General features: G+C 61.6%; 23 protein-coding genes. 13 read left to right on the top strand and 10 right to left on the bottom strand.

The annotated features are described in order from the left end of the window. The first annotated feature begins 166 nt into the window (after positions 1 to 166). The 10 genes from HH212_RS07485 to pepA all read left to right on the top strand — a co-directional run bounded on the left by HH212_RS07485 (position 167) and on the right by pepA (position 8,013). Positions 167 to 952, top strand: a complete 786-nt coding sequence (locus HH212_RS07485) for a S1 family peptidase (protein WP_169434831.1) — start codon at positions 167 to 169, stop codon at positions 950 to 952. A gap of 146 nt (positions 953 to 1,098) precedes the next feature. Further along, positions 1,099 to 1,725 (top strand): XrtA/PEP-CTERM system exopolysaccharide export protein, encoded by a 627-nt coding sequence (locus tag HH212_RS07480; RefSeq protein WP_229217622.1) that lies wholly within the window; start codon positions 1,099 to 1,101, stop codon positions 1,723 to 1,725. A 185-nt stretch (positions 1,726 to 1,910) separates the two neighbouring features. Next, positions 1,911 to 2,531: a hypothetical protein gene (locus HH212_RS07475; protein WP_169434829.1), complete on the top strand. Its 621-nt coding sequence runs from the start codon at positions 1,911 to 1,913 to the stop codon at positions 2,529 to 2,531. A 3-nt stretch (positions 2,532 to 2,534) separates the two neighbouring features. Further along, positions 2,535 to 2,822 (top strand): HPr-rel-A system PqqD family peptide chaperone, encoded by a 288-nt coding sequence (locus HH212_RS07470; protein ID WP_308633250.1) that lies wholly within the window; start codon positions 2,535 to 2,537, stop codon positions 2,820 to 2,822. Then, positions 2,816 to 3,730: an HprK-related kinase A gene (locus tag HH212_RS07465; RefSeq protein ID WP_211172471.1), complete on the top strand. Its 915-nt coding sequence runs from the start codon at positions 2,816 to 2,818 to the stop codon at positions 3,728 to 3,730. Before HH212_RS07470 ends, HH212_RS07465 begins: the two co-directional genes overlap by 7 nt. Continuing rightward, positions 3,727 to 4,806 carry a nucleotidyltransferase domain-containing protein gene (locus HH212_RS07460; RefSeq protein WP_169434827.1) on the top strand — a complete coding sequence of 360 codons (1,080 nt, stop codon included), beginning with the start codon at positions 3,727 to 3,729 and terminating at the stop codon, positions 4,804 to 4,806. The genes HH212_RS07465 and HH212_RS07460 overlap by 4 nt, the downstream gene beginning before the upstream one ends. A gap of 156 nt (positions 4,807 to 4,962) precedes the next feature. Beyond that, positions 4,963 to 5,190 (top strand): hypothetical protein, encoded by a 228-nt coding sequence (locus HH212_RS07455; protein ID WP_169434826.1) that lies wholly within the window; start codon positions 4,963 to 4,965, stop codon positions 5,188 to 5,190. A gap of 186 nt (positions 5,191 to 5,376) precedes the next feature. Next, the gene (locus tag HH212_RS07450; protein ID WP_229217621.1) at positions 5,377 to 6,114 is read left to right on the top strand and encodes an N-acyl amino acid synthase FeeM domain-containing protein; all 738 of its coding nucleotides are present in this window, start codon (positions 5,377 to 5,379) and stop codon (positions 6,112 to 6,114) included. Between the two features lie 163 nt (positions 6,115 to 6,277). After that, positions 6,278 to 6,952 (top strand): class I SAM-dependent methyltransferase, encoded by a 675-nt coding sequence (locus HH212_RS07445; protein WP_169434825.1) that lies wholly within the window; start codon positions 6,278 to 6,280, stop codon positions 6,950 to 6,952. Between the two features lie 251 nt (positions 6,953 to 7,203). Further along, positions 7,204 to 8,013, top strand: a complete 810-nt coding sequence (pepA, locus tag HH212_RS07440) for a flocculation-associated PEP-CTERM protein PepA (protein ID WP_169434824.1) — start codon at positions 7,204 to 7,206, stop codon at positions 8,011 to 8,013. Positions 8,014 to 8,141: 128 nt separating this feature from the next. On the opposite strand, the gene HH212_RS07435 is transcribed toward pepA, so the two are convergent. From HH212_RS07435 to HH212_RS07390, 10 genes are all read right to left on the bottom strand, one after another. After that, positions 8,142 to 9,011 (bottom strand): ThiF family adenylyltransferase, encoded by an 870-nt coding sequence (locus HH212_RS07435; protein ID WP_169434823.1) that lies wholly within the window; start codon positions 9,009 to 9,011, stop codon positions 8,142 to 8,144. 106 nt (positions 9,012 to 9,117) lie between these two features. Further along, entirely contained in the window at positions 9,118 to 9,780 is a 663-nt protein-coding gene (locus HH212_RS07430; RefSeq protein ID WP_229217620.1) for a GNAT family N-acetyltransferase, read from the bottom strand. A 275-nt stretch (positions 9,781 to 10,055) separates the two neighbouring features. After that, positions 10,056 to 12,833, bottom strand: coding sequence for an XrtA/PEP-CTERM system TPR-repeat protein PrsT (gene prsT, locus HH212_RS07425; protein ID WP_169434822.1), 2,778 nt, complete (start codon positions 12,831 to 12,833; stop codon positions 10,056 to 10,058). Positions 12,834 to 13,072: 239 nt separating this feature from the next. After that, positions 13,073 to 13,393 carry a hypothetical protein gene (locus tag HH212_RS07420; RefSeq protein WP_169434821.1) on the bottom strand — a complete coding sequence of 107 codons (321 nt, stop codon included), beginning with the start codon at positions 13,391 to 13,393 and terminating at the stop codon, positions 13,073 to 13,075. A gap of 189 nt (positions 13,394 to 13,582) precedes the next feature. After that, complete coding sequence (gene icmF / locus HH212_RS07415; RefSeq protein WP_169434820.1) at positions 13,583 to 16,870, bottom strand: fused isobutyryl-CoA mutase/GTPase IcmF; 3,288 nt, start codon at positions 16,868 to 16,870, stop codon at positions 13,583 to 13,585. Between the two features lie 119 nt (positions 16,871 to 16,989). After that, positions 16,990 to 17,148, bottom strand: a complete 159-nt coding sequence (gene cydX / locus HH212_RS07410) for a cytochrome bd-I oxidase subunit CydX (protein ID WP_169434819.1) — start codon at positions 17,146 to 17,148, stop codon at positions 16,990 to 16,992. Between the two features lie 28 nt (positions 17,149 to 17,176). Continuing rightward, positions 17,177 to 18,319 (bottom strand): cytochrome d ubiquinol oxidase subunit II, encoded by a 1,143-nt coding sequence (cydB, locus tag HH212_RS07405; RefSeq protein WP_169434818.1) that lies wholly within the window; start codon positions 18,317 to 18,319, stop codon positions 17,177 to 17,179. Positions 18,320 to 18,338: 19 nt separating this feature from the next. Then, positions 18,339 to 19,925: a cytochrome ubiquinol oxidase subunit I gene (locus HH212_RS07400; RefSeq protein WP_169434817.1), complete on the bottom strand. Its 1,587-nt coding sequence runs from the start codon at positions 19,923 to 19,925 to the stop codon at positions 18,339 to 18,341. Between the two features lie 20 nt (positions 19,926 to 19,945). After that, positions 19,946 to 20,209, bottom strand: a complete 264-nt coding sequence (gene cydP, locus HH212_RS07395) for a cytochrome oxidase putative small subunit CydP (RefSeq protein ID WP_169434816.1) — start codon at positions 20,207 to 20,209, stop codon at positions 19,946 to 19,948. Positions 20,210 to 20,420: 211 nt separating this feature from the next. Beyond that, the gene (locus HH212_RS07390) at positions 20,421 to 21,458 is read right to left on the bottom strand and encodes a GGDEF domain-containing protein (protein ID WP_169434815.1); all 1,038 of its coding nucleotides are present in this window, start codon (positions 21,456 to 21,458) and stop codon (positions 20,421 to 20,423) included. A 386-nt stretch (positions 21,459 to 21,844) separates the two neighbouring features. Between HH212_RS07390 and HH212_RS07385 the strand changes: the two genes are divergently transcribed. From HH212_RS07385 to HH212_RS07375, 3 genes are all read left to right on the top strand, one after another. Further along, positions 21,845 to 22,030 (top strand): Flp family type IVb pilin, encoded by a 186-nt coding sequence (locus HH212_RS07385; protein WP_169434814.1) that lies wholly within the window; start codon positions 21,845 to 21,847, stop codon positions 22,028 to 22,030. An 80-nt stretch (positions 22,031 to 22,110) separates the two neighbouring features. Continuing rightward, positions 22,111 to 22,296 carry a Flp family type IVb pilin gene (locus HH212_RS07380; protein WP_169434813.1) on the top strand — a complete coding sequence of 62 codons (186 nt, stop codon included), beginning with the start codon at positions 22,111 to 22,113 and terminating at the stop codon, positions 22,294 to 22,296. 52 nt (positions 22,297 to 22,348) lie between these two features. Beyond that, a complete protein-coding gene (locus HH212_RS07375; RefSeq protein ID WP_169434812.1) occupies positions 22,349 to 22,873 on the top strand; it encodes an A24 family peptidase in 525 nt (174 codons plus the stop codon). Positions 22,874 to 22,888 lie beyond the last annotated feature (15 nt).

The following is a 22,888-nucleotide window of genomic DNA, read 5'->3' as shown; positions in this document are numbered from 1 at the left end:
GCAGAAAATCAATGCATGGAGCATGCAATCGTGGGCTTTCTGGCGTAGACTTGCGTCGGCAATTATATGCGTAAGATCAAATGCTTATTGTAATGTTTAAAACAAAGACTGGGGTGCACGGTTGGTGCCTGATCGAAACATCGGTTTCTGCCGAAGAGGGTAGGGCATGAGTTGCGCAAGCCGCTCCAAGCGGGTTGTTTCGTGCCTACTGGTGTCCTGCCTGCTGGCGCTGGTCGTGCCGGCGGTGCCGCAAGCGGCCGACTTGACCACGCTGATCCCGGCCGTCAAACGCTCGGTGGTCGGCATCGGCACCTTCGAGCGCACCCGCAGTCCCTCCACCGTCTTCGTCGGCACCGGTTTCGTGGTGGGCGACGGCCTCAGCGTCATCACCAATGCCCACGTAATCCAGGACAAGCCGGACGGCGTCAACATCGAGCAGCTCGGCATCGTCACCGCGGATGGCGACATGGTGCGCTTCCGCCAGGCCCAGCTGGTGGCGCGCGATACCCAGCACGACCTGGCGCACCTGCGCTTGACCGGGACGCCGTTGCCGGCGCTCGACCTTGGCGACGCCGACGCCGGGCGCGAAGGACAATCGCTGGCCTTTACCGGCTATCCGCTGGGGATGGTGCTGGGCCTGCATGCCGCCACCCACCGCGCCACGCTGGCGGCGATCACGCCGGTGGTCATGCCGGCGCTCGGATCGAACAAGCTCGATGCGCGCCAGATCGCCCAGTTGCAGCGCTCCCCCTTCAATATCTTCCAGCTCGACGCGACGGCCTATCCGGGCAACAGCGGCAGCCCTTTGTATGATCCGGACAGCGGCAAGGTGATCGGCGTGATCAACGCCGTGTTCGTCAAAGGATTGAAGGAAAATGCGATCAGTACGCCCAGCGGCATCACCTATGCGATTCCGGTGAAATATGTACGTGAAATTTTGCAACAAAAATAAGTACCAAGAAACAATTTCTATCGTGCGCTGTCTGCTAAATAGGCAGATGAGATACAATAGCTGCCTGTTGATGGCTTAATAACACTTATTTAGGGATGTCGGCACGTGGCGCCATCGAGGCTGCGGCTGGACGAAAGGGATCTGACGTGGGCAAGTACAAGGCGAACCTGATCAAATATTCGGCAATCGCACTGGTCGCCGCGAGCACGCTGGCGCTGGGCGGTTGTGCGACGCGCCTGCCGGCGCCGCCGGCTGTGCAGGCCAGCAATCCGGATTACCTGATCGGCCCGGGCGACAGCATCAACATCATCGTCTGGCGCAATCCGGAAGTGTCGATGGCGGTGCCGGTGCGCCCGGATGGCAAGATCACCACGCCGCTGGTCGAAGACTTGCCGGCATCCGGCAAGACCTCGACCGAACTGGCGCGCGACATCGAAAAGGCACTGGCGAAGTTCATCCAGCAGCCGGTGGTCACCGTCGTGGTATCGAATTTCGTCGGCACCTACGACGAGCAGATCCGCGTGATCGGCCAGGCCGCCAAGCCGCAATCGCTGCCGTATCGCCGCGACATGAGCCTGATGGACGTCATGATCGCCGTCGGCGGCACCACGGAGTTCGCGGCCGGCAATCGCGCCAGCCTGGTGCGTAACATCGAAGGCAAGCAGCAGAAGTACAATGTACGTTTGGACGACCTGATCAAGGATGGCGACATTTCGGCAAATGTGCCGATGCGTCCGGGTGACGTATTGATCATTCCCGAAACTTTCTTTTGATTTTTGTCAGGTTTTTTTACAGCAACGACAGTTGTAATGTCGAAACGATAAGTGCAATTCAGCTAAGCGCTTGATTTTAAAGAGTTGCTCTTGAATATCTTATCGTTGGCACAAGGATTGCTTGCTTCAGCAGGATCTGGCATTGTCCATTGCCCGACTGTTTAAAGAACCGAGTGAGGATTCAAGTGGCAAACGACGAGCGCGACGCACAACAAACTGAACATCCTGTCCCCGGCAACGACGGGCAAGCGCCCGTGGCGCCCGCGCTGTCGGCCAAGGGCCGGTCGCGGCGCCGCTTCGCACGGGCCGGCGCCGGCGCCACCGGTGTGCTGCTGACCCTGCACAGCCAGCCGGGCATGGCCTGTACCTATTGCGGCATTTCGCCGTCGGCCGCACTGTCGGCCTATGGCCAGAACAAGACCGTCACCCAGATGAGCCACCGCGCCCAGAACGCGGTCTGCATGGGCTTGCCGCCGGACCGCTGGTGCTCGACCTCGAACTGGCCGAGCGGCTGCAAGCCGACCGATTTGTTCAGCAGCCATTTCCCGTGCGTACGCGGCAGCGCTTATGCAAGTGTTACCTGCCGCAACATCCTGGAAGGCGCATCGTGCGATTCGACCAAGATGGCGCAATACATGCTGGCCGCCTACCTGAACGTGCTGTCCAGGCGCGTCGACTTCCTGAACATCGAAAACCTGCGCAGCGTCTGGAGCGAGTGGGTCACCAAGGGCTATTACGCCCCGATGGCCGGGCAACGCTGGTACGCCAACGACATCGTCGGCTATCTGTACGGAACCATGGACTAATCTGTGTCGGCCGGGGATACGTGGCGTCTGCGGCCGGGCCAGGCCGTGCGGTACCGGCACTGGGACGAGGAATGCGTGCTGTACAACGACCTGTCCGGCGACACCCACCTGCTCGGCGATGCCGCCCTCGAACTGTTGCTAACGCTGCAACACGGTCCCACCACCGAGGCGATGCTGGCCGCTGTCCTGAAGGCGCAATTCGACATCGCCGACGACGAACTGGCCGCTGAAACCGCCGCCCTGCTGCAGCACATGAATCACTTGTACCTGATCGAAACGCTGGCATGCTGACGGTTGCATCGCTCACCCGCAGCCAGCTGCAAACGCGCCTGGCGGGTCACGGACTGGCCGTGCGTACCGGTCCCTTCACCAGCCTGATCCGTTCGCCCATCGCGTACATCGCCGATGGCATCGCCCTGCTGTACGGCGATTATCCGCTCGAGGATGCGCAAGGGTTCGCCGATTTCCACGTGCACCTGCGCCGTTCCGGCGGGGTGCGCCGCTGGTACCGGCCGCAAGTCCATTTCGACGTCGACGGCCTGGTGCCGTTCGAGCCCTTGCCGGAAGCCCACGCGTTCCCGATGCTCGAATGGGCCTTGAACTGGTGTATCTCCACGCGCGCCCACGCCTTTTTGATGATCCACGCCGCCGTGGTCGAGCGCAACGGCCTGGCGGTGATGCTGCCGGCGCCGCCGGGTTCCGGCAAGAGCACGCTGTGCGCGGCGCTGGTCAGCCGCGGTTGGCGCCTGCTGTCCGACGAACTGGCGCTGTTCCGCCCGCATGACGGCGCGCTGGTGCCGGTACCGCGTCCGGTCAGCCTGAAAAACCGCTCGATCGAGGTGATCCGCGACTTTGCCCCGGACGCCGTGCTCAGCCAGCCGGTCAGCAATACCACCAAGGGCACGGTGGCGCATTTGAAGGCGCCGTCCGCCAGCGTGGCGCGCGCGCACGAGACCACGCGCGCCGCCTGGATCGTGTTTCCCAAGTACGAAGCCGGCGCCGCCACCGAGCTGACGCCGATCGCGCGCGCGCGCGCCTTCCTGCGTGTGGCCGACAACGCTTTCAATTACAGCCAGCTGGGGGCGCTCGGTTTCGACACGCTGGCCGGCATCATCGAACAATGCGACAGCTACGATTTCCGCTACAGCGACCTCGACCAGGCGATGGAAGCGTTCGCGGCGCTGGAGCCGCCGCGATGACGCATTTGCCGCTGCTGGTGCGCGCCCTGCGCGATCCGGCGCAGACCGCCGGGTTCACGCTGGCCGACTGGGACCTGGTGCTGCGCCAGGCCACCAGCGCCAACCTGACGCCGATGCTGCTGGCACTGATCGAAGAGCATGGGTTGCTGGCGCAGGTGCCGCAGCAGGCGCGCGCCCACTTCGAATGGGTGCGCATCCTGGCCACGCGCCACCGCCAGGCGGTGCGTTTCGAAGTCGCCTGCATCCTGGAAGCGCTGCAGCCGACCGGCGTGCCGCTGCTGCTGCTGAAAGGCGCGGCCTACACGATGGCCGGCCTGCGCGCCGGGGCAGGGCGCCTGTTTTCCGATATCGACATCATGGTGCCCAAGGCGCGCCTGGACGACGTCGAATCGGCGCTGATGCTGCACGGCTGGGTCAGCACCCACCACGACGCCTACGACCAGCGTTACTATCGCCAGTGGATGCACGAATTGCCGCCGATGCAGAACATGCGGCGCGGCAGCAGCATCGACGTGCACCACGCGATCGTGCCGGAAACGATGGCGGTGCGTCCGGATCCGCAACGCTTGCGCGCCGCCGCCCGCCCGGTGGCGGACCATCCCGGCCTGGCCACCCTGGCGCCGTGCGACATGGTGCTGCACAGCGCCGTGCACCTGTTCTTCGATGGCGAATTCGACAAGGGATTGCGCGACCTGCTCGACCTGCACCGCCTGCTCGGGGAGTTCGGCGCGCAGCCGGGATTCTGGGAAACGCTGCCGGTGCGCGCCGCCGAGCTGGAGCTGGGGCGGCCGCTGTTCTATGCGCTGCGCTACGCCGCTCTCCTGCTCGGCACGCCGGTGCCGCCGGCGGTACAGCAGGCGGTGCAGGCGTTCCGTCCCAACCCGGCACTGCTGTGGCTGATGGACCGCCTGTTCGGGCGCGCCTTGCTGCCGGCGCACGCCAGTTGCCAGGATGCGCTCACCGCGCCGGCGCGCTTCGCGCTGTACGTACGCGGCAACTGGCTGCGCATGCCGCCACTGCTGCTGGCGCGCCACCTGTTCCATAAAGCCTTCCTGACGCCGCGCACTGCAGATTGAGTGGTGGACCGTGCTGGTCACGCGCCCCCGAATTGCATACCGTGCATTTCCGCTATTAAAATTAATGCAATCCATGGATGACCAGGCTGGCGTGGCCGAAGCGCGATCTGCTGTTGCGGTTGCAGAACCACATCGTTTCGTGGCTGGCGCGGCCAGTTGCTCGATGATGTTGCTGGGCAGCGCCGCTGGCGAGGAAACGCGCATGAGCGTGGTGGTGCGCCATGGCCGCCTGCTCCGCAGGAAGTGGCGCGCTTTCTTGCGCGTTCTTTCTATCGTAAACTGACCAGGGCAGGGTTCGAATCGACGCACATCGTCGGTGCTGCCTCGGAGCTGATCGATCAATTAAATTTGCATCTGCATCAATCCAAATCAAAAAGTATTTGAAGAAATAATGCGCTGGCCTGTTTCAATCTGTCACAAAAGTATGGTTGCCATGCAACGAACAGCGAGATAGATTTGATCCAATAGGCATTCTCCAAGTCAATTTATTGATTGTATGAAACATTGGGTGCTATGATGCATTGCAGGGTGAGCGGTGCATGCGTCACCTGTCCTGCCTGGAGAATGGAAATGACCGACATGTTAGCGCCTGAGCTGGCCGACATCGGCGCGACCTACCGCGCGGATGCGGAGGTGGGAAGTCCAAGTATCGCCGAGCGTACCATCAATGAACGGACATTCGGTATCCGGGCAGCGGACATCGCCGAGCACCGCAATTCGGCTAGTATGCTCATCAGCAAGATGTATGCGTGGCGCGGCTATACCGGCAACCACCAGGTAGGCTGCGACCCGAACCGCATCACGCTGACGGCATCGGAAAAGAATGGCCAGACCATCGGCACCCTCAGCCTGGGGATCGATTCCAGTGTCGGCCTGCTGGCGGATCAGGTATTCAGGGATTGCGTCGACCGCTATCGCCATGGCTCGCGCCGGGTATGCGAAATCACCAAACTGGCCATCGATCCTTCCGTGAAATCGAAAGCGGTGCTCGCATCGCTGTTCCACGTGGCCTTCCTGTATGCCAGGAACCTGCACGATTGCAGTGAAATCTTTATCGAGGTCAATCCGCGGCACCGGCGTTTCTATCAGTCCATGCTCAACTTCAGCGTGGAAGCGGAAACCCGCGATAATCCGCGTGTGCAGGCGCCTGCCGTGCTGCTGCGTGCGAATACCGACTATGGCGCCGACCAGATCGCCCAGCGCGGTGGCCGCAGCGACAATCCCGGCGACGACCGTTCGTTGTTCCCCTTCTTCTTTTCGCAACGCGAAGAAGAGGGCATCCTGAACCGTCTGCGCGACATCGGCTGATGGTGCCGGCAGCCACGCCGGCTGCCGATGTGCAATCCCCCATCCACGACATCTGTTCGTTGCCGGCCACACCCGCCGGCTCGCTCCGCATCTTGCCTGCACCGCAATAAGCACCTATATTCGCTGCTTCCACCCTTCCATTATTCAACGACAAGGAATGCCAATGACGATCGGTAAGACAAGGGATGAAATTGCGGAAGCCTATTCATCCGAGCCATGGTGGTATGACATTCGTGGTTTCTTCATTCTCACGTTTGCCTACAACAGCACGATCGGCACGCAGATGCGTTTCTTCGGACCGAATTTCGGTCCCGAGCACCTGGAAGTCGCCTGCGGCACCGGCACCTTGCTGGAAATGGTGTTGGGCTGGCGCCGCCGCAGGAAACTGCCACAAGTAAAAGTGACCGGCATCGATTATGCGCCGTCGATGCTGGCGGGCGCAAAAAAGCGTTTCGCCAAGGATCCGCAGGTCCATGTACAGCATGCCGACGCAGCCGACCTGCCATTCGCCGACAATACCTTCGATACCGCCAACATCGCCAACTCGATCCACTGCTTTCCGACCGTCGACGGTGCCTTGCGCGACATCCGCCGCGTGTTGAAGCCGGGCGGCACACTGGCGGCCAACGTGCTGCTCTATCCAAGCGGCTTTGCGCCACTGCGCTGGATTGCCCAGAAGATCAACGACTGGGGTATCCGCAAAGGTATCTTGTACAGCCCCTTCGAGCAGAGCCAGATCTGCAGCAAGATGCTGGCTGCAGGCTATGAAATCGCCAGCGAATTCAAGTCGGGTAACACCTGGAATGTTATTGCACGCAAACCCTTGCAAATGAGATAACAGCTCTGCTTCACCCGATGAGCATCGCAAGCATCGGAAACATTGCTTCATTAGATTAATTTCTTTGGCGCATTAAAAATGCGCCAAAATTATTTCTAAATTTCAACTTGCTGTCGGTTTTTTTTACAATTGCCTTTTGAAACTTTGTTCTTCGAATTCAAGTGTTTGAATTTAAAAGAAATTTTTATTCTGGCACGGTAGTTGCTATATAAGCTTTCGTAAGCATCACCCTTTACCCCCAGGAGATCACGATGAAAGCAGTTTCGAAAACCATTCTGGCTTGCTCCGTAGCAGCCGCCGCCATGTTCGCCAGCGCCACTGCCAGCGCAGCAAACTTCAATCCGTTCACCGTGACCCCGACCGGTCCAAACGCCACTGCTTCGTTCACTGCCGACAAGATCACCGGTAATTACACTGAAGTTGCTACCTTCAACAACGACGGCACCTTCAACGTGTCGCTGTACTGGAACGCTGGCCAGTTTGTCACCAACGGCGGCAACACCGGCCTGAGCGCACGCACCACCGGCCTGGGCAACGATTATGGCCTGTATGCTGTCTATACCGCTTCGGGCACCACCACCACCACCAACGGCGTGACCTCGTTCACCTTCCAGCCAGGTACCGGTTCCCTGTCGCTGTACCTGGATCTCGGCGACGAGACCAATGTTGCCGCCAACCCGACCACCGGTACCGGCACGTTCAGCTTTACCGGTAACAGCACCGACGTGCTGTTGGCGTCTGGCAACCCGGTATCGGGCCTGGGTACCCTGGACCCGAGCCTGAGCACCTGCGGCAGCAACGGCATCAACTGCGGCAGCTTCGGTTCGGAAACCACGTTCGCCCTGACCACTGCTGGTTCGGCATTCTTCGTGTCGCCGAACCCGTTCTATAACCTGTCGTTCCAGTCGGGCCAGCTGAACAACTTCACCCCGACCGGTACCCAACTCATCAACGGTTCGTTGGACGTCGTGTTCGCCAACGAAGTGCCTGAACCGGCATCGTTGGGCCTGCTGGGCCTGGGCCTGTTGGGTCTGGGCTTCGCCCGCCGCAAGCAGAAGTAACCGGCTACCGGCCCGGTATGCCGGGCCCACCATGAAAGAAACCACTGCCGCGGCAGTGGTTTTTTTTTGTCTTGCGATGTCATGCCGTTCGTCGCCAGCCAAGGCCGAACGAGCCGGCCGGCGAAGAATCAGCCAGCCTTGCGCGCGAACTGGCGCTTGCCGATGGCGATCGCCAGCTTCTGGATCGGGTGACGATTGCCGCCCGGACGCCAGGTCCTGCTCAGCTTGTTGCGGTAGGCATCGAACTGCATGCCGTGCGGCGCCGCCAGCACCTTGCCGCGCCCCAGCAGGATTTTCAGGGCTTCGGTGGCGACGATGCCGGCGCACAGCTGGCATGCCATGAACGTGGACGGGCCGCGTTGTTCGGCGAAGCTGACCGATTCCGGCACCACCAGGTAGGGGCGATGCAGGCCGGCCGGCGCCAGGCCGACCACGAAGCGGATCGCCTTGTCCAGCACCGGAAGCTCGCCCCACTGGAAATAGTCTTCGAAGGTCATCTGTCCCGGCAGGAAGTTGAGCAGGGCGGCGCCCATTCCCAGCGGCGCCGCTGTCGTCGCCGGTACGCCAAGGCGGGCGCACATGGCGAAGGTCTGCTGGCGCGCGTCGAAGGCGAAGAAGTCGAGGGCATCGACGTACAGGTCGACGCCTTTCAGGAATTCAGGCAGGTTGTCCTGGTTGACGCCCTCGGGGAAAATGCGGATGTCGATTTCCGGATTGATCTCCCTGGCCATGCGCGCCAGCACCTCGGCCTTGGGCTGACCCAGGGTCGACATGGTGGCGCCGACCTGGCGGTTGAAGTTGACGATGTCGAAGGTGTCGAAATCGGCGATGTGGAACTGCGACACGCCCAGGCGCGCCAGGGTCAGCAGGTGGACGCCGCCAACGCCGCCGCCGCCGGCGATCGCGACGCGTTTGCCGCGCAGGCTCGATTGTTCCTGGGCCGTGACCCAGCCGATATTGCGTGAAAACGCTTGTTCATATTGGAACGGAGTGCTCATAAGCGCGCGGAAAGCGAAAAACGGGTTGGAGATGATCTAGCGGAGGCGATGCGTGCATGGCGCCGGCACGCGGCGGGCACGGCGTGATGCGCCGAAGCGGAAGCGCTCAGGCGACGTCCTGCTCATCCATGCGCTGCAGACGGTGGATGATGCCGAGCTCCTCGCGCGGCGAGAAGAAATAGGGGTAGAACGAGCGTTCGGTGACTTCGCTGTTTTCGGTATAGGTGCCGCCGTACTGTTCGATCTGTTCGGTCACGTAGGCCAGGTTCACGCGCAGCAGGTAGGCCGGGGCGTCGACGCGCGGATTGACCTTCAGTTCTCCCTCCTGCACGAACCCGAGCATGCGCTCGTAGAAGCGCCGGTGGCGCGGGTTCACTTCGATGATGATGTCGGTGCAGTTGTGGATGTCGCGCGCGTAGATCACGGCAAGGTGAAACAGGTTGGCCAGCGAGACCTTCGAGCGCACCGACGGATCGAAGGCGAACTTGGTGAATTCGCACAGGCGCGCACCGTTGTTGCGGTGCGCATCCAGCTCCTCCTTGAAAACCTGGTCCGCCATCAGCCCTATCGGGGAATCGATGCCGATACTGAGCGTGCCCACCACCTCTCCCTTGTCGGTGGCGGTCAGGGTGATCCGGTTCGGATCGTCGGTGAACTGGTGCGCGCTGCCGTAGCCGCGCCACGCGTACATCTTGTTGATCAGCATGCTGGCCGAATTACGGCCTTCCGGGGTATCGGTAAGCCGGATTCCGTACGAATCGTGGTTCACGATAGAACATCCTCAAATTGGGAGGGCGCCATATTATCGCGATCACCGCGAACATGAGCGTCCGATAGGGATGCGGCAGACTCGCCCTCGGGATTCCCGGACCGGAAGCGCGCGCCGTCCGGTCCCGGGCTTGCCGCGTCCTTGCCACCCTGGGCGCGGAGGTCCTGGCCGGAGAACTGCCCTGCGCCCAGCACCTGCCTGGCAAGGGAGGCGCTGCATGCGGCGGATCGTTCGATGGCCATGGACGGATATAAAAGTAAAATTATATTAACAATTTATAGCGTCTTGAGCAACGCGCGCGCCTCGTCGATCTGGGGGAAGGGCGTGTTCTGCGCCAGCACCTTGTCGAGCTCCTTGCGCGCGCCCTGCTTGTCGCCGTTCTTGCTCAGGGCGACCGCCAGGTGATAGCGGATCTCGACGGCGTTCGGCGCCAGGCCGCTGGCCTTTTGCAGCAGCGGCAGGCCGCGCCCGGCGTTGCCTTGCTCGACCAGCATCCAGCCCAGGGTATCCATCACGCCCGGATTGTCGCCGGCCAGTTTATAGGCCTGCTCGGCGGTCGCCAGTGCGCGCGGATCCTTTTCCTGCTGGTAGGCCCAGGCCAGGTTGTTCAATACCAGGGGATTGTTGGGGACGCGCTTGAGCGTGTCTTCCAGCACCGCGATCGCCGGCTTGTATTCCTTGGCTGCCAGGTTGGTCTCGGCCAGCATCAGCGCGATGCGCACGTCGTCCGGATGCTGGACCAGCCATTGCTGGGCGCGCGACCTGACTTCCTTGGTCTTGCCGGATGCGCCCAGCGCCTGCATGGTCTTGACGAACAGTTCCGGCGCATTCGAGATCGCCAGACCCTTCTCGTAGGAAGGCAGGGCCTGGGCCGGCTTGTTCTGCGACATCATGACATCGCCTTCGATGACGTATCCGGCGGCCGATTTCGGATCGAGCTTCTGCAGCTGGCGCGCGATGTCGAGCGCCTCGTCGCTGCGGCCGGCACGCATCGCCATGTCGACCTGTACCAGGCGCGCCGGAATGAAGTTCGGCTGCAGCTCGACCGCGCGCTTGAGGTCGGCGCTGGCGGCGCTGTCGTTCTTCATCATGAGGTGCACGCCGGCCAGGCGCAGCTGTGCCTGGGGCGATTTCGGCGCCGCGTTGACCAGCTTACTGTAGGTTTCCAGCGCGCCGTTGGTGTCCTTGGTGGCCACCTGGGCCTGGCCCAGCATGTCCAGCAGTTCCGGATTGGTCGGATTGGCGGTCTGGAACTTGCGCGCCAGCGTCAGCGCCTTTTGCGGCTGGTTGGTGCGCAGGTAATGCGCGCCCAGCTTGAGGGCCGGCGCCACCGCGTCGGGGTTGGCGTTGCTGGCCTTTTCGAACCACGAGGTGGCTTCGTCGGTGTGCTTCTGCACCAGCGCCAGTTCGCCCAGTGCGCCCATGGCGTCGGCGTTGTTCTTGTCCTTTTCCAGGACTTTCTCGAAGCGCCCCTTGGCGGCGTCGGGTTTCTTGTCCTGCAGGTCCAGGCGCGCCAGGTTGGTCACGGCCGGCAGGAAGGTCGGCTGCAGCGCCACCGCCTTTTCGAAGGCGGCGCGGGCATTGGCCGGGTCGCCTTTGATCATGTAGACGCCGCCTTTCAGGTTCTGCACCTGCGGATTGTCGGGCTGCTGTTTTTCCAGCGACTGCACCGCGGCCAGTGCCTTGTCGAAATGCTTCAGCTGCATTTCGGTCTGTACCAGCGCCACCGCGGCCTGGGTCGACTTCGGATCGAGCGCGGTGGCCAGTTCCAGTTCGCTCAGGCCGCGCGCCTGGTCACCCTGCGCCAGCTTCGACAGGCCGAGCGAGGTGCGCACGGCAGCCGCCTTGGGCGCCAGCGTGGATGCCTTTTCCAGGTAGGCGCTGGCTTTGCCGAAATCGCGCACCTGCATGTAGGATTCGCCGGCCAGGGCCAGCAACTGCGGGTCCTGGGTCGATTCGTTCAGCACCGGCGCCAGCGCGGCGGCGGCATCGGCCGGCTGGGCGCGCTTGAGCAGCGTCTGGGCCAGCAGCTTGCGTGCGTAGACATCGTTCGGATTGGCCTCCAGGTAACGGCGCAGGTGCTGCTCGGCCTGCTGGGTCGCGCCCAGGTTCAGTTCCGACGCGCCGGCCAGCAGGACGCTGGGCATGTGGTCCGGCGCGCTCTTGAGCACTTTCTGCAATGCGTCTTGGGAGGCAGCGTACTTGCCCTGTGCGAACTCGTAGAGCGCGCGCGTATAGGTAACCAACAAGTTGCCCGGCGATGCCTTTTCGGCGGCATCGATTTCTACTTTGGCCTCGGGGAACTTGCCGCGGGTGATCTGCAGATAGGCCTTCTCGATGTGGGCGCTGCGGTGGTCCGGCTTGAGCTTCAGCGTTTCGTCGTACGCCGCCAGCGCCTCGTCGGCCTTACCGGTGGCGCGCAGCAGGGCGCCGCGCGCCATCCAGACTTCCGGATTCTTCGGATCCTTGGCGACCGCATCGTTCACATAACGCTCGGCGCCTTCGCGGTCCTGCTTCGACGCCGCCAGGCGCGCCAGTCCCAGCAAGGCATCGCCGGCGTTCGGGTTGACCGCGAGCGCCTGTTCGTAGGCAGTCTTGGCGTCATCGCCCTTGCCGGTCACCAGCAGGGCGTCGCCACGCAGCGTCAACAGTGGCGCCGAACGGGCCGCCTGTTCCGCGCTGATATCGTCCAGCAATTCCTTGGCCTTGCCCTGCAACATGTCGGTCTTGCCCAGCAACGGCAGCACCCGGTCAGCGGCAATGCCGAGCGAGCGCGCCTTGCGCAGTTCCTTGTCGGCCGAGACGGCGTCGCCCATGTCCAGTTCCATCATTGCCAGCTGCATACGCGCCTCGCCATCTTCCGGGCTCTTTTCGACGGCGTTCTTCAACTGGATCAGGGCCGATTTGAGGTCGCCCTTCTGCTGGTACTGCTTGGCTTCGGCCATCAGGGTGGCCGTCGATTCGCTCTTGCCGCAGGCGGACAGGCCCGCCATCAGTAAAGCACCCGACACGAGGGCAGCGGTAAGTTTGAGCTTGGAGGCGTGACGCGACATCTGGATTCCTTGTGGGTTGGCTAGCATTTCGCTTTTTGGCGAATTTACTCAGCAACAATAATACCTGAAGGAATAGTCAACCAAACCCATAAGTGGCGCGATTGTTGCAAATCTTCGCCATAACGGCAGCGAAAATCAAAGAAATTTGTTCTATAGAAATTAACGGTAGCTAAGTGCAATGTGCACTTTATCTATATGAGGCAATCGTGCGCGCTGCCGATGCCATGGCATGCAGATCGTCAAGGCGCATCCGGTGCGTCGCCCTTGCGCAGGCGACCGAGCAAGGCTGCGACGTTGTCTCCGACCGGCAAGCCATGACGGCGCAGCAGTTGCACGTGCAGCACCAGGTTTTCCAGTACCAGCTTGGCAGCCACCGCCAGCAGGGTCATCAAGCGGTCTTCGGTACTGAAATTCTCCATCGCCGCCGCCATCTCGCACAGGTGGTTGGCGATCAGCTGGCGCAGCTCGTCTTCGGGAAAGGGCAGATCGGCGAAATCGATGGGGTCTTCCTGCTCGACTTCGCGTATCAGGGCGGCAAGGTCTTCCGGCTTGATCGGCATGCATGGCTCCTGGGATCGTTCTGGAGCCATTCTAGGGCAGTGTCACTAGCAGCGCTACGTCACCATTTGTTCAACATCAAACCGGGGTCAGAGCCCTGATTTTGGAAACATCCTGGCAGATATTGCCAAATTTCGGGCTCTGACCCCGGTTTGCGAGCGGTCAATGCAGGACACGGCTTGCCTTGCCGCTTACATGTTGCGCCGGTACTGGCCGCCGACTTCGAACAGCGCGGTCGTGACCTGGCCGAGCGAACAGACGCGCACCGCATCCATCAGGCGCGCGAACACGTTGTCGTTGTCGATCGCAGCTTGCTGCAAGGCCGCCAGGGCAGCGGGCGCGCTGCCGGCGTGGCGCCGATGAAAATCTTCCAGGCGCGCCAGCTGCGATTGCTTTTCGTCGTCGGTGGAGCGCGCCAGCTCAATGGTCGCGGGGGCTTGCGCACCCTTCGGATTACGGAAGGTGTTGACGCCGATAATCGGCAGGGAGCCATCGTGCTTGCGGTGCTCGTACAGCATCGACTCTTCCTGGATCTTGCCGCGCTGGTAGCCCGTCTCCATGGCGCCCAGCACGCCGCCGCGCTCGGCGATGCGCTCGAATTCCTGCAGCACGGCCTCTTCGACCAGGTCGGTCAGCTCCTCGAGGATGTACGAACCCTGGTTCGGATTTTCATTCTTGGCCAGGCCCCATTCGCGGTTGATGATCAGCTGGATGGCCAGCGCGCGCCGCACCGATTCGTCGGTGGGCGTGGTGATCGCTTCGTCGTAGGCATTGGTGTGCAGCGAGTTGCAGTTGTCGTAGATCGCGATCAGCGCCTGCAGCGTGGTGCGGATGTCGTTGAAGTCGATCTCCTGGGCGTGCAGCGAGCGGCCCGAGGTCTGCACGTGGTACTTCAGCTTTTGCGAGCGGTCGTTGGCGCCGTACTTGTCGCGCATCGACACTGCCCAGATACGGCGAGCGACGCGCCCCAGCACCGTGTATTCCGGGTCCATGCCGTTGCTGAAGAAGAAGGACAAGTTCGGCGCGAAATCGTCGATGTGCATGCCGCGCGCCAGGTACGCTTCGACGAAAGTAAAACCGTTGGACAGGGTGAACGCCAGCTGCGAGATCGGATTGGCGCCCGCTTCTGCGATGTGGTAACCCGAGATCGACACCGAATAGAAGTTGCGCACCTGGTTCTGGACGAAATACGCCTGGATGTCGCCCATCACTTTCAGCGAAAACTCGGTCGAGAAGATGCAGGTGTTCTGGCCCTGATCTTCCTTGAGGATGTCGGCCTGCACGGTGCCGCGCACGTTGGCCAGCACCCAGGCGCGGATTTGCGCCGCTTCCTCGGCGTCCGGCGCACGGCCCTTGTCGGCGTTGAACTTGTCGATCTGCTGGTCGATGGCGGTATTCATGAACATCGCCAGGATGGTCGGGGCCGGACCGTTGATGGTCATCGAGACCGAGGTACTCGGGCTGCACAGATCAAAACCGTCGTACAGCACCTTCATGTCGTCCAGGGTCGCGATCGAGACGCCGGAGTTGCCGACTTTGCCGTAGATGTCCGGGCGCAGCGCCGGATCGGCGCCGTACAGCGTGACCGAATCGAAGGCGGTCGACAGGCGCTTGGCATCCATGCCGGTCGAGACCAGCTTGAAGCGGCGGTTGGTGCGGAAGGCGTCGCCTTCTCCGGCGAACATGCGGGTCGGATCTTCTCCTTCGCGCTTGAACGGGAACACGCCGGCGGTGTAGGGAAAGGCGCCGGGCACGTTTTCCAGCATCAGGAAGCGCAGGATCTCGCCGTGGTCCTCGAAGCGCGGCAACGCTACCTTGCGCACCCTGGTGCCAGACAGCGTGGTCTGCACCAGGCGCGTGCGCAGTTCCTTGTCGCGGATTGTCACCACGTGTTCGTCGCCGGCATAGGTGGCCTGCAGTTGCGGCCAGGCCGCCAGCAGTTTTTTTGCGTCGCCGTCCATAGCGCCGTCGCGTTCGGCGATCAGGTCGTCGAGGACCACTTCACGCCCGGCGGCGGCCAGCATGCGCCCGGTTTCCGTGAGCTGCTGGCGCTCGCGCGCCAGCGTCACCTGCTTGCCGGTGTTACGGTGGTAGCCGCGTACGGTATCCGCGATCTCGGCCAGGTAGCGCGTGCGGCTCGAGGGCACGATCACGTGCTTGCCACCCGAGAATTTCTGCTCGGGCGTCGCCAGTTTCGACGCTTCGACGTGCAGGCCGCGTTGCGCCAGCGCCGGCAATAAACCGTGGTACAGCGCGGTGACGCCGTCGTCGTTGAAGCGCGATGCCTGGGTGCCATAGACCGGCATCCGGTCCGGCTCCAGGCTCCACAATTCGCGGTTGCGCTGGTACTGCTTGGCCACGTCGCGCAAGGCATCGCGCGCGCCCTTGCGGTCGAACTTGTTGATCGCGATGAAGTCGGAGAAATCGAGCATGTCGATCTTTTCCAGCTGCGAGGCGGCGCCGAATTCCGGGGTCATGACGTACATCGACAGATCGACGTGCGGCACGATGGCGGCGTCGCCCTGGCCGATGCCCGAGGTCTCGACGATCACCAGGTCGAAACCCGTTACCTTGCAGGCGGCGATCACGTCCGGCAGCGCCTGCGAGATTTCGGAACCGGCTTCGCGCGTGGCGAGCGAGCGCATGAACACGCGCGCTTGCCCGTTCCACGGATTGATCGCATTCATGCGGATGCGGTCGCCCAGCAGGGCGCCGCCCGACTTGCGGCGCGACGGATCGATCGACACCACCGCGATGTTCAGCCTGTCTCCCTGGTCGAGGCGGATGCGGCGGATCAGTTCGTCGGTCAGCGAAGACTTGCCGGCGCCGCCGGTGCCGGTGATGCCGAGCACCGGCACCCGCAGGCCGTCGGCACGCTCCATGATCTGGCGGCGCAGGCCGGCGTCCGCTTGATTGTTTTCCAGCGCGGTGATCAGCTGCGCCAGCGGGCGGTGGCGCGCTTCGATGGCGCCGCCGACGAGCGGCTCGATGGTGGCCGGCGCATACGGCGACAAGTCGACGTCGCACGCTTCCAGCATCGAGCGGATCATGCCGACCAGGCCCATACGCTGGCCGTCTTCCGGGCTGAAGATGCGGGTGACGCCGTACTCGTGCAACTCGGCGATCTCGCTCGGCACGATCACGCCGCCGCCGCCGCCGAACACCTTGATGTGGGCGCCGCCGCGCTGGCGCAGCAGGTCGATCATGTACTTGAAATATTCGACGTGGCCACCCTGGTAGCTGGAAATGGCGATGCCCTGCACGTCCTCGGCCAATGCCGCGGTGACGACCTCGTCGACCGAGCGGTTGTGGCCCAGGTGCACGACCTCGGCGCCGTTCGACTGCAGGATGCGGCGCATGATGTTGATCGAGGCATCGTGTCCGTCGAACAGCGAGGCGGCAGTGACGAAACGGACTTTGTTGGACAGCTTGGCTTGTTCCGGCAGCGCGAGTTGGGCGGCGGGGGTGATGTCGTTCATGGTGTTCCTTGGGATGGCGGAAACGAACAGGTTTCACGGTACGGTATATGACGTTAACGTAAACGTCAAGAACGGACCGCCGCCTTGCGCAAGCGCGCGCCATGCCTGCCTAGCCTGGATCAGCGCTGTTTCTTCGTGCGGCGCGCATCCTCGAAGCGCGCCATGGTCGTGTCCTCGGTGCGCTGGCCGAAGGCATAGTTGGTTTCGAGCCAGATCGCGTTGATGATGGCGACCGTGAGGGCGAAGCCGAGGCCGAGGATCCAGGAGAAATACCACATGATGTTGTCCTTTGCGTTGAGTGCGTTGTCAGTACGCGGTGTGCTGGTTGTCGTGGATGTGCTGGTGCGTCACCTTGCCGCGCATGACGCGGTAGACCCAGCCGGTGTACAAGATCACGATCGGCAGCATCACGATCACGACCCAGAACATCACGGACAGGGTGCGGTGGCTGGAGACGGCATCCCATGCAGTCAGGCTATGCGCCGGCAGCAGCGACGAGGGCATCACGAACGGGAACATCGCGGCGCCGGCGGTCAGCACCACGCCGGAAACCGCCACGCCGCTGCTCAGGAAGGCGGGCAGCGAGCGGCGCGCGGCGCTGAACAGCCCGGCCATCAGGCCGCCGGCCACGCCCATGGCCGGCAGACTCCACAGCAATGGCCAGCGATTGAAATTGTCCATCCAGGCGCCGCTGGCGCGGGTGACGTCCTTGGCGGCCGGCAGGAACACGCTGTTTGCGTCCGGCATGGAAACGATGCGATACCCTTCGATGCCGTTGGCGATCCACACGCCGCCTAGCACGAACAGCAGCACGGCCAGCAGCGCCGATCCGATCGCCATGCGGCGCGCGCGCTCGGCCACCGCGCCTTCGGTCTTGTGCAGCAAATACGTGGCGCCATGCATGGACAGCATGCTCAGCGACAGCACGCCGCACAGCAGGCCGAAGGGATTCAGCAGCTGGAAGAAGTTGCCCATGTATTCCAGGCGCAGCATGTCGTCGTAGCGGAACGGTACGCCCTGCAGCAGGTTGCCGAAGGCGACGCCGAAGATGATCGGCGGCACGAACCCGCCGACGAACAGCGCCCAGTCCCAGGTATTTCTCCAGCGCGGGTCGGCGATCTTGTTGCGGTAATCGAAGCCGACTGGACGGAAGAACAAGGCGAACAGGCACAGCAGCATTGCTACGTAAAAGCCGGAAAAGGCGGCGGCGTACACCAGCGGCCAGGCGGCGAACAGCGCGCCGCCGGCGGTGACCAGCCAGGTCTGGTTGCCTTCCCAGGTGGGGCCGATGGCATTGATGATGATGCGGCGTTCGGTATCGGTGCGGCCGAGGAAGGGCAGGCCGATGCCGACCCCGAAGTCGAAGCCGTCGGTGAGGGCGAAGCCGAGCAGCAGCACGCCGACGAAGCACCACCAGATCAGTTTATAGGTTTCGTAGTCGAACAGCATGATGATTCCTTGTTTGTCTTCAGGCGGCCACGGTGTCGTCGGCCTGAGCGGTGACGGCATCCTCGCCGTGGTAGCGGCCGGTATGCAGGCTGGCCGGACCGAGCTTGGCGTACTTGATCATCAGGCCCATCTCGACCACCAGCAGCAGCGTATAGAAACCGAGGAAGCCGATCAGGCTGAACCACAGGCTGCCCGGGCTCAGGCTGGAGGCCGACAAATGGGTGGGCAGCACGCCGGCGATGGTCCAGGGCTGGCGGCCGTATTCGGCCACCACCCAGCCGAGCTCGGCGGCGACCCAGGGCAGCGGGATCGAGATCACGCACAGTTTCAGCAGCCAGCGCTGCGGCGCCAGATTGCGGCGCACCATGAACCAGACCGCGGCGCTGAAGATGAACAGGAACAGGAAACCGAGGAATACCATGCCGCGGAACGACCAGAACAGCGGGGCAACCTTGGGAATGGTGTCGGCGGCAGCCTGCTTGATCTGCGCTTCGGTGGCATCGGTCACGTTGGGCGTGTATTTCTTCAGCAGCAGGCCGTAGCCGAGGTCTGCCTTGAGGCCGTCGAACGCGGCTTTGGCTTGCGGCGATTTGTCGCCGCCCTTCAGGCGCAGCAGGGCGGCATAGGCTTGCATGCCGGTGCGGATGCGCGCCTCGTTCTCGCTGCGCAGTTCACGCAGGCCGGTCACCTTGCCGTCGAACGAGCGGGTGGCGATCAGGCCCAGCACATAAGGCAGCTCGACCGAATATTCGGTGGTCTGCTTGTCGTCATCCGGAAAGCCGAGCAGCGTCAGCCCGGCCGGCGCCTGCTGGGTTTCCCAGGCGGCTTCGATGGCCGCCAGTTTTACCTTGTTGACTTCGCCGGCGGTGTAGCCGGATTCGTCGCCCAGCACGATCACCGACAGGGTCGAGGCCAGGCCGAAAGCGGCGGCGATGGCGAACGAGCGCAGCGCGAACTGCACGTCGCGCGCTTTCAGCAGGTACAACGACGAGATACCGAGCACGAACATCGATGCGGTGACGTAGCCGGCGGCCGCGGTATGCACGAATTTGACCTGCGCCACCGGATTCAGGATGACCTCGCCGATCGAGACCAGTTCCATGCGCATGGTATCGAAGTTGAACTCGGCGCCGACCGGGTGGTTCATCCAGCCGTTGGCGATCAGGATCCACAGGGCCGACAGGCTGGAGCCGAGCGCCACGCAAAAGGTGACAAATAAATGCTTGCCTTTCGACAGACGGTTCCAGCCGAGGAAGAACAGGCCGACCATGGTCGATTCGAGGAAAAAAGCCATCAAGCCTTCGATCGCCAGCGGCGCGCCGAAGATGTCGCCGACGTAGTGCGAGTAATACGCCCAGTTGGTGCCGAACTGGAATTCCATCGTGATACCGGTGGTGACACCCATCGCGAAATTAATGCCGAACAGCTTGCCCCAGAACTGGGTCATGTCTTTATAGATCTGGCGCCCGGTCATGACGTACACGGATTCCATGATGAACAGGATCCAGGCCAGGCCCAGGGTGAGGGGGACGAACAGGAAGTGGTACAGCGCGGTGGCTGCGAACTGTAGCCGCGACAGGGCTACGACATCGTCGAGCGGAGGCATGATGAGACCTGCTGGTTATGTTATCGGGAAGGGTGGGAAGAAAAGCCGTGCGCGGCCGGTGTGGAGAACAGGTGGCGTTGCACCTGGTCCGCCGGCAGCAGCATGTGCTTGGTTTGCGGATGTGAAAAACAGGCATACCAGAGGCCATACAACAGCAGGCATTTGATGGCGATGGTGACGCACAGCGTCAATGCCAGGCGTTGGCTGCGCGGCTGGTGGCGATTTTCCTGATGACGTGTCGGAGAATCGGCTTGTGCGGAAACGCGGGATAAAACGGTAGTCATGTCAGCGTCTTCAAATTCATCGCTAGAACTTGAGGTAACGCAAAGTGCACCCATCAAAGTCTGCTAGCGAAACGATGACGCAAGGTTATCTTTTCAATTTGGAAAAGTTATTGATGCAGATCAAATAGTGGGAAAGCAATTGTGGCGCTGCACAATCATGCCGGTGTGCAGGCAAATAACGTCGATCGCGGCATGCCGGCGGCGAAAACGATCAGAAAAATTCGGCGATGTCGTTCGACGTCACTTTTTTCAGCACACCATGCGAGACCAGGTCGTCGTAGTGGCAGGCGCGGTTGCGGCCGCTGCTCTTGGCATAGTACAGGGCCTGATCGGCATGGCCGAGGGTTACCACAGGCGATTCGTAGGCGTTGATGCTGACGAAGCCGACACTCACCGTGACCCGGCCGACCTGGGGGAAATCGTGATTCTCGACGTTGGTACGAAAACGCTCGATGATCTTCCAGGCGTTTTCCGGCGTGGTCGAACGCAGCAGTACGACAAATTCCTCGCCGCCGAAACGGAAGACCCGGTCTTGGGAGCGGAACGAGGTTTGCATCAAGTTGGCAATCAAAATCAACACTTCGTCGCCGTACAGGTGGCCGAACTTGTCGTTGACGGCCTTGAAGTGATCGACGTCGACCACCGCCAGCCATTGTTTTTCCGTGCCATGCAACTGGCGCCGCTCCATCTGACCGGGCAGGCGCAGGTCCTGTTCGTGCGCGCTGTGCAGCATGCGCTTCATCTGGTCGTCGAAGGTCTTGCGGTTCAGCAGGCCGGTCAGGGAATCGCGTTCGCTGTAGTCGAGCAGATTCTGGAAATTGCGGTATACGCCCACGATGCCGCTGACGGTGTGGATCGCATCGTTGCAAAAGGGCTGGTCGTTGCGGATTTCCAGGCAGGTCGAGGCCTTATCGCCGAACCAGATCGGCAACCATAGCAGGCGCATGCCGTCGGCGCCGCAGGCTTCGGCATGACTGCGGTGTTCGGCCAGGCAGCTTATCAATTCCGGATGAATTGCCAGCGGTTCACCTGGACCGCCATCGACGACGTCTTCCAAACGCGCCTCGCAACCCTTTTCGATGGAGGCACGTGCGCGCAGGTACTGTTGGCCGGAGACGCTGACAATGCTCATGATGCGTGCCTGGGCGGCGCCAGCCAATTCCTGTACTGCCGAGATCACTGAAATGTCCAGCATCGCATGATCGCGGTGGCCAGTCATGTCCACCATGTGTTTCAGGAGCGAATCCATATCGTTCTCGGCAGTGTAACCGGATAACCTGCGTCGATATCGACAAAACCGTCCGCAGGATGCTGGCGTTTCAAGAAGAGCAAGCGAAACAGAATATCTGTTTTTTATTTCTTGAGCAATTATGCGAGTTCGATTTTGTTGAGGCTGTTTGATTCCGGCTTAAAAGCTTTCGTTCGACTTACAACACCACAGCAGAAAATTCTTAAAAGAAGTTAATAGTTCAAAATAAAAAGTTGCGTGTAGTCAACTTGCTCAAAAGCATCGCCTTTTATAGTGAGCTCACTGATACGGAAACACGGTGTAGTTGACCGTCAGAAGCGTAGTGGTCGAAGTAGTGCCCTTCCGATCAGTGTCGTGTTTATCAACCTACCATACAGGAGCATTTCATGAGCAACGTGATCTCGGCTTTCAAGGCTTTCGCAGCTGATGAGGGTGGTGTGACCGCCATCGAGTACGGCCTGATCGCAGCATTGGTCGGTGTCGCAGTCGCGGCTACCGCCAAAACGCTGGGCGGCGACCTGTCGGCCGTGTTCGGCAACGTCAGCGGCAAACTGAAAGACGCAATCAAGTAAGTCCGGCAAACCCTCCAGGTCTCGTACTTGGAGGGTTTTTGTTTTTAGGAAGCCTGTCAATCGAACAGTAGGAGTATGTAATGAGTAACGTGATCTCGGCTTTCAAAGCGTTTGTCGCTGACGAAAATGGTGTGACCGCTATCGAATACGGCCTGATTGCAGCATTGGTCGGTATCGCAGTCGCTGCGACCGCCAAAGTGCTGGGCGCCGATATTTCGAACGTGTTCGGCAAAATCAGCGAAAAATTGCAAGCAGCCATTGCGTAAGTTCGATGCCCCTCCAGGTCTCGTGCCTGGAGGTTCTGTTTTGGAGGAAGCCATGCCAATCGAACAGTATCTTGACGTGGTCCTGCTTCTACTGGTGAGCGCCGCCGCCATCAACGATCTGGCGACACGCCGGATTCCCAATCTGCTGCTGCTGGCTGGTCTGTCCAGCGCATTTATCCTGTATTGCCTGTCCGTCGCTCCCGGTACATCGCTGCTGTCAGCATTGGGAGGCATGGCGACCGGCCTGGGATTATTTCTGCCTTTTTACATTATGCGTGGCATGGCTGCCGGGGACGTCAAGATGATGATGACGATCGGCGCTTTCAGCGGACCGGATGAAGCGCTTGAAATAGCCATTCTGTCCTGGTGCATTGGGGGTGTCATGGCGCTGGCGATGGTGTTGTGGCGTGGCCGATTGTGGCTGGCGCTACGCAACATAAAACAAATTTTATATGGCGTGCTGACGCCGGGTGTTGACGCCGCTGCGGTGGCGCCGCAAACGAGTGCCGGGGCCATCCCCTATGGATTGGCAATGGCGATCGGTACCATCATCGTCCTGCTCGACCATCACGGCTGAGTCCGCCTTTGGCGA

Source organism: Massilia forsythiae, assembly GCF_012849555.1.
In the GTDB taxonomy this organism is placed as follows: domain Bacteria; phylum Pseudomonadota; class Gammaproteobacteria; order Burkholderiales; family Burkholderiaceae_D; genus Telluria; species Telluria forsythiae.
This window is presented reverse-complemented; position numbering and strand designations above follow the sequence as displayed.

Bases quoted from the DNA above. Each gene is read 5' to 3' on its own strand.
- cydX (WP_169434819.1), bottom strand. From the start codon at position 17,148: ATGTGGTATTTCTCCTGGATCCTCGGCCTCGGCTTCGCCCTCACGGTC.
- prsT (WP_169434822.1), bottom strand. From the start codon at position 12,833: ATGTCGCGTCACGCCTCCAAGCTCAAACTTACCGCTGCCCTCGTGTCG.
- pepA (WP_169434824.1), top strand. From the start codon at position 7,204: ATGAAAGCAGTTTCGAAAACCATTCTGGCTTGCTCCGTAGCAGCCGCC.
- HH212_RS07435 (WP_169434823.1), bottom strand. From the start codon at position 9,011: ATGAGCACTCCGTTCCAATATGAACAAGCGTTTTCACGCAATATCGGC.
- HH212_RS07385 (WP_169434814.1), top strand. From the start codon at position 21,845: ATGAGCAACGTGATCTCGGCTTTCAAGGCTTTCGCAGCTGATGAGGGT.
- HH212_RS07400 (WP_169434817.1), bottom strand. From the start codon at position 19,925: ATGCCTCCGCTCGACGATGTCGTAGCCCTGTCGCGGCTACAGTTCGCA.
- cydB (WP_169434818.1), bottom strand. From the start codon at position 18,319: ATGCTGTTCGACTACGAAACCTATAAACTGATCTGGTGGTGCTTCGTC.
- HH212_RS07420 (WP_169434821.1), bottom strand. From the start codon at position 13,393: ATGCCGATCAAGCCGGAAGACCTTGCCGCCCTGATACGCGAAGTCGAG.
- icmF (WP_169434820.1), bottom strand. From the start codon at position 16,870: ATGAACGACATCACCCCCGCCGCCCAACTCGCGCTGCCGGAACAAGCC.
- HH212_RS07445 (WP_169434825.1), top strand. From the start codon at position 6,278: ATGACGATCGGTAAGACAAGGGATGAAATTGCGGAAGCCTATTCATCC.
- cydP (WP_169434816.1), bottom strand. From the start codon at position 20,209: ATGACTACCGTTTTATCCCGCGTTTCCGCACAAGCCGATTCTCCGACA.
- HH212_RS07485 (WP_169434831.1), top strand. From the start codon at position 167: ATGAGTTGCGCAAGCCGCTCCAAGCGGGTTGTTTCGTGCCTACTGGTG.
- HH212_RS07460 (WP_169434827.1), top strand. From the start codon at position 3,727: ATGACGCATTTGCCGCTGCTGGTGCGCGCCCTGCGCGATCCGGCGCAG.
- HH212_RS07450 (WP_229217621.1), top strand. From the start codon at position 5,377: ATGACCGACATGTTAGCGCCTGAGCTGGCCGACATCGGCGCGACCTAC.
- HH212_RS07390 (WP_169434815.1), bottom strand. From the start codon at position 21,458: ATGGATTCGCTCCTGAAACACATGGTGGACATGACTGGCCACCGCGAT.
- HH212_RS07465 (WP_211172471.1), top strand. From the start codon at position 2,816: ATGCTGACGGTTGCATCGCTCACCCGCAGCCAGCTGCAAACGCGCCTG.
- HH212_RS07375 (WP_169434812.1), top strand. From the start codon at position 22,349: ATGCCAATCGAACAGTATCTTGACGTGGTCCTGCTTCTACTGGTGAGC.
- HH212_RS07380 (WP_169434813.1), top strand. From the start codon at position 22,111: ATGAGTAACGTGATCTCGGCTTTCAAAGCGTTTGTCGCTGACGAAAAT.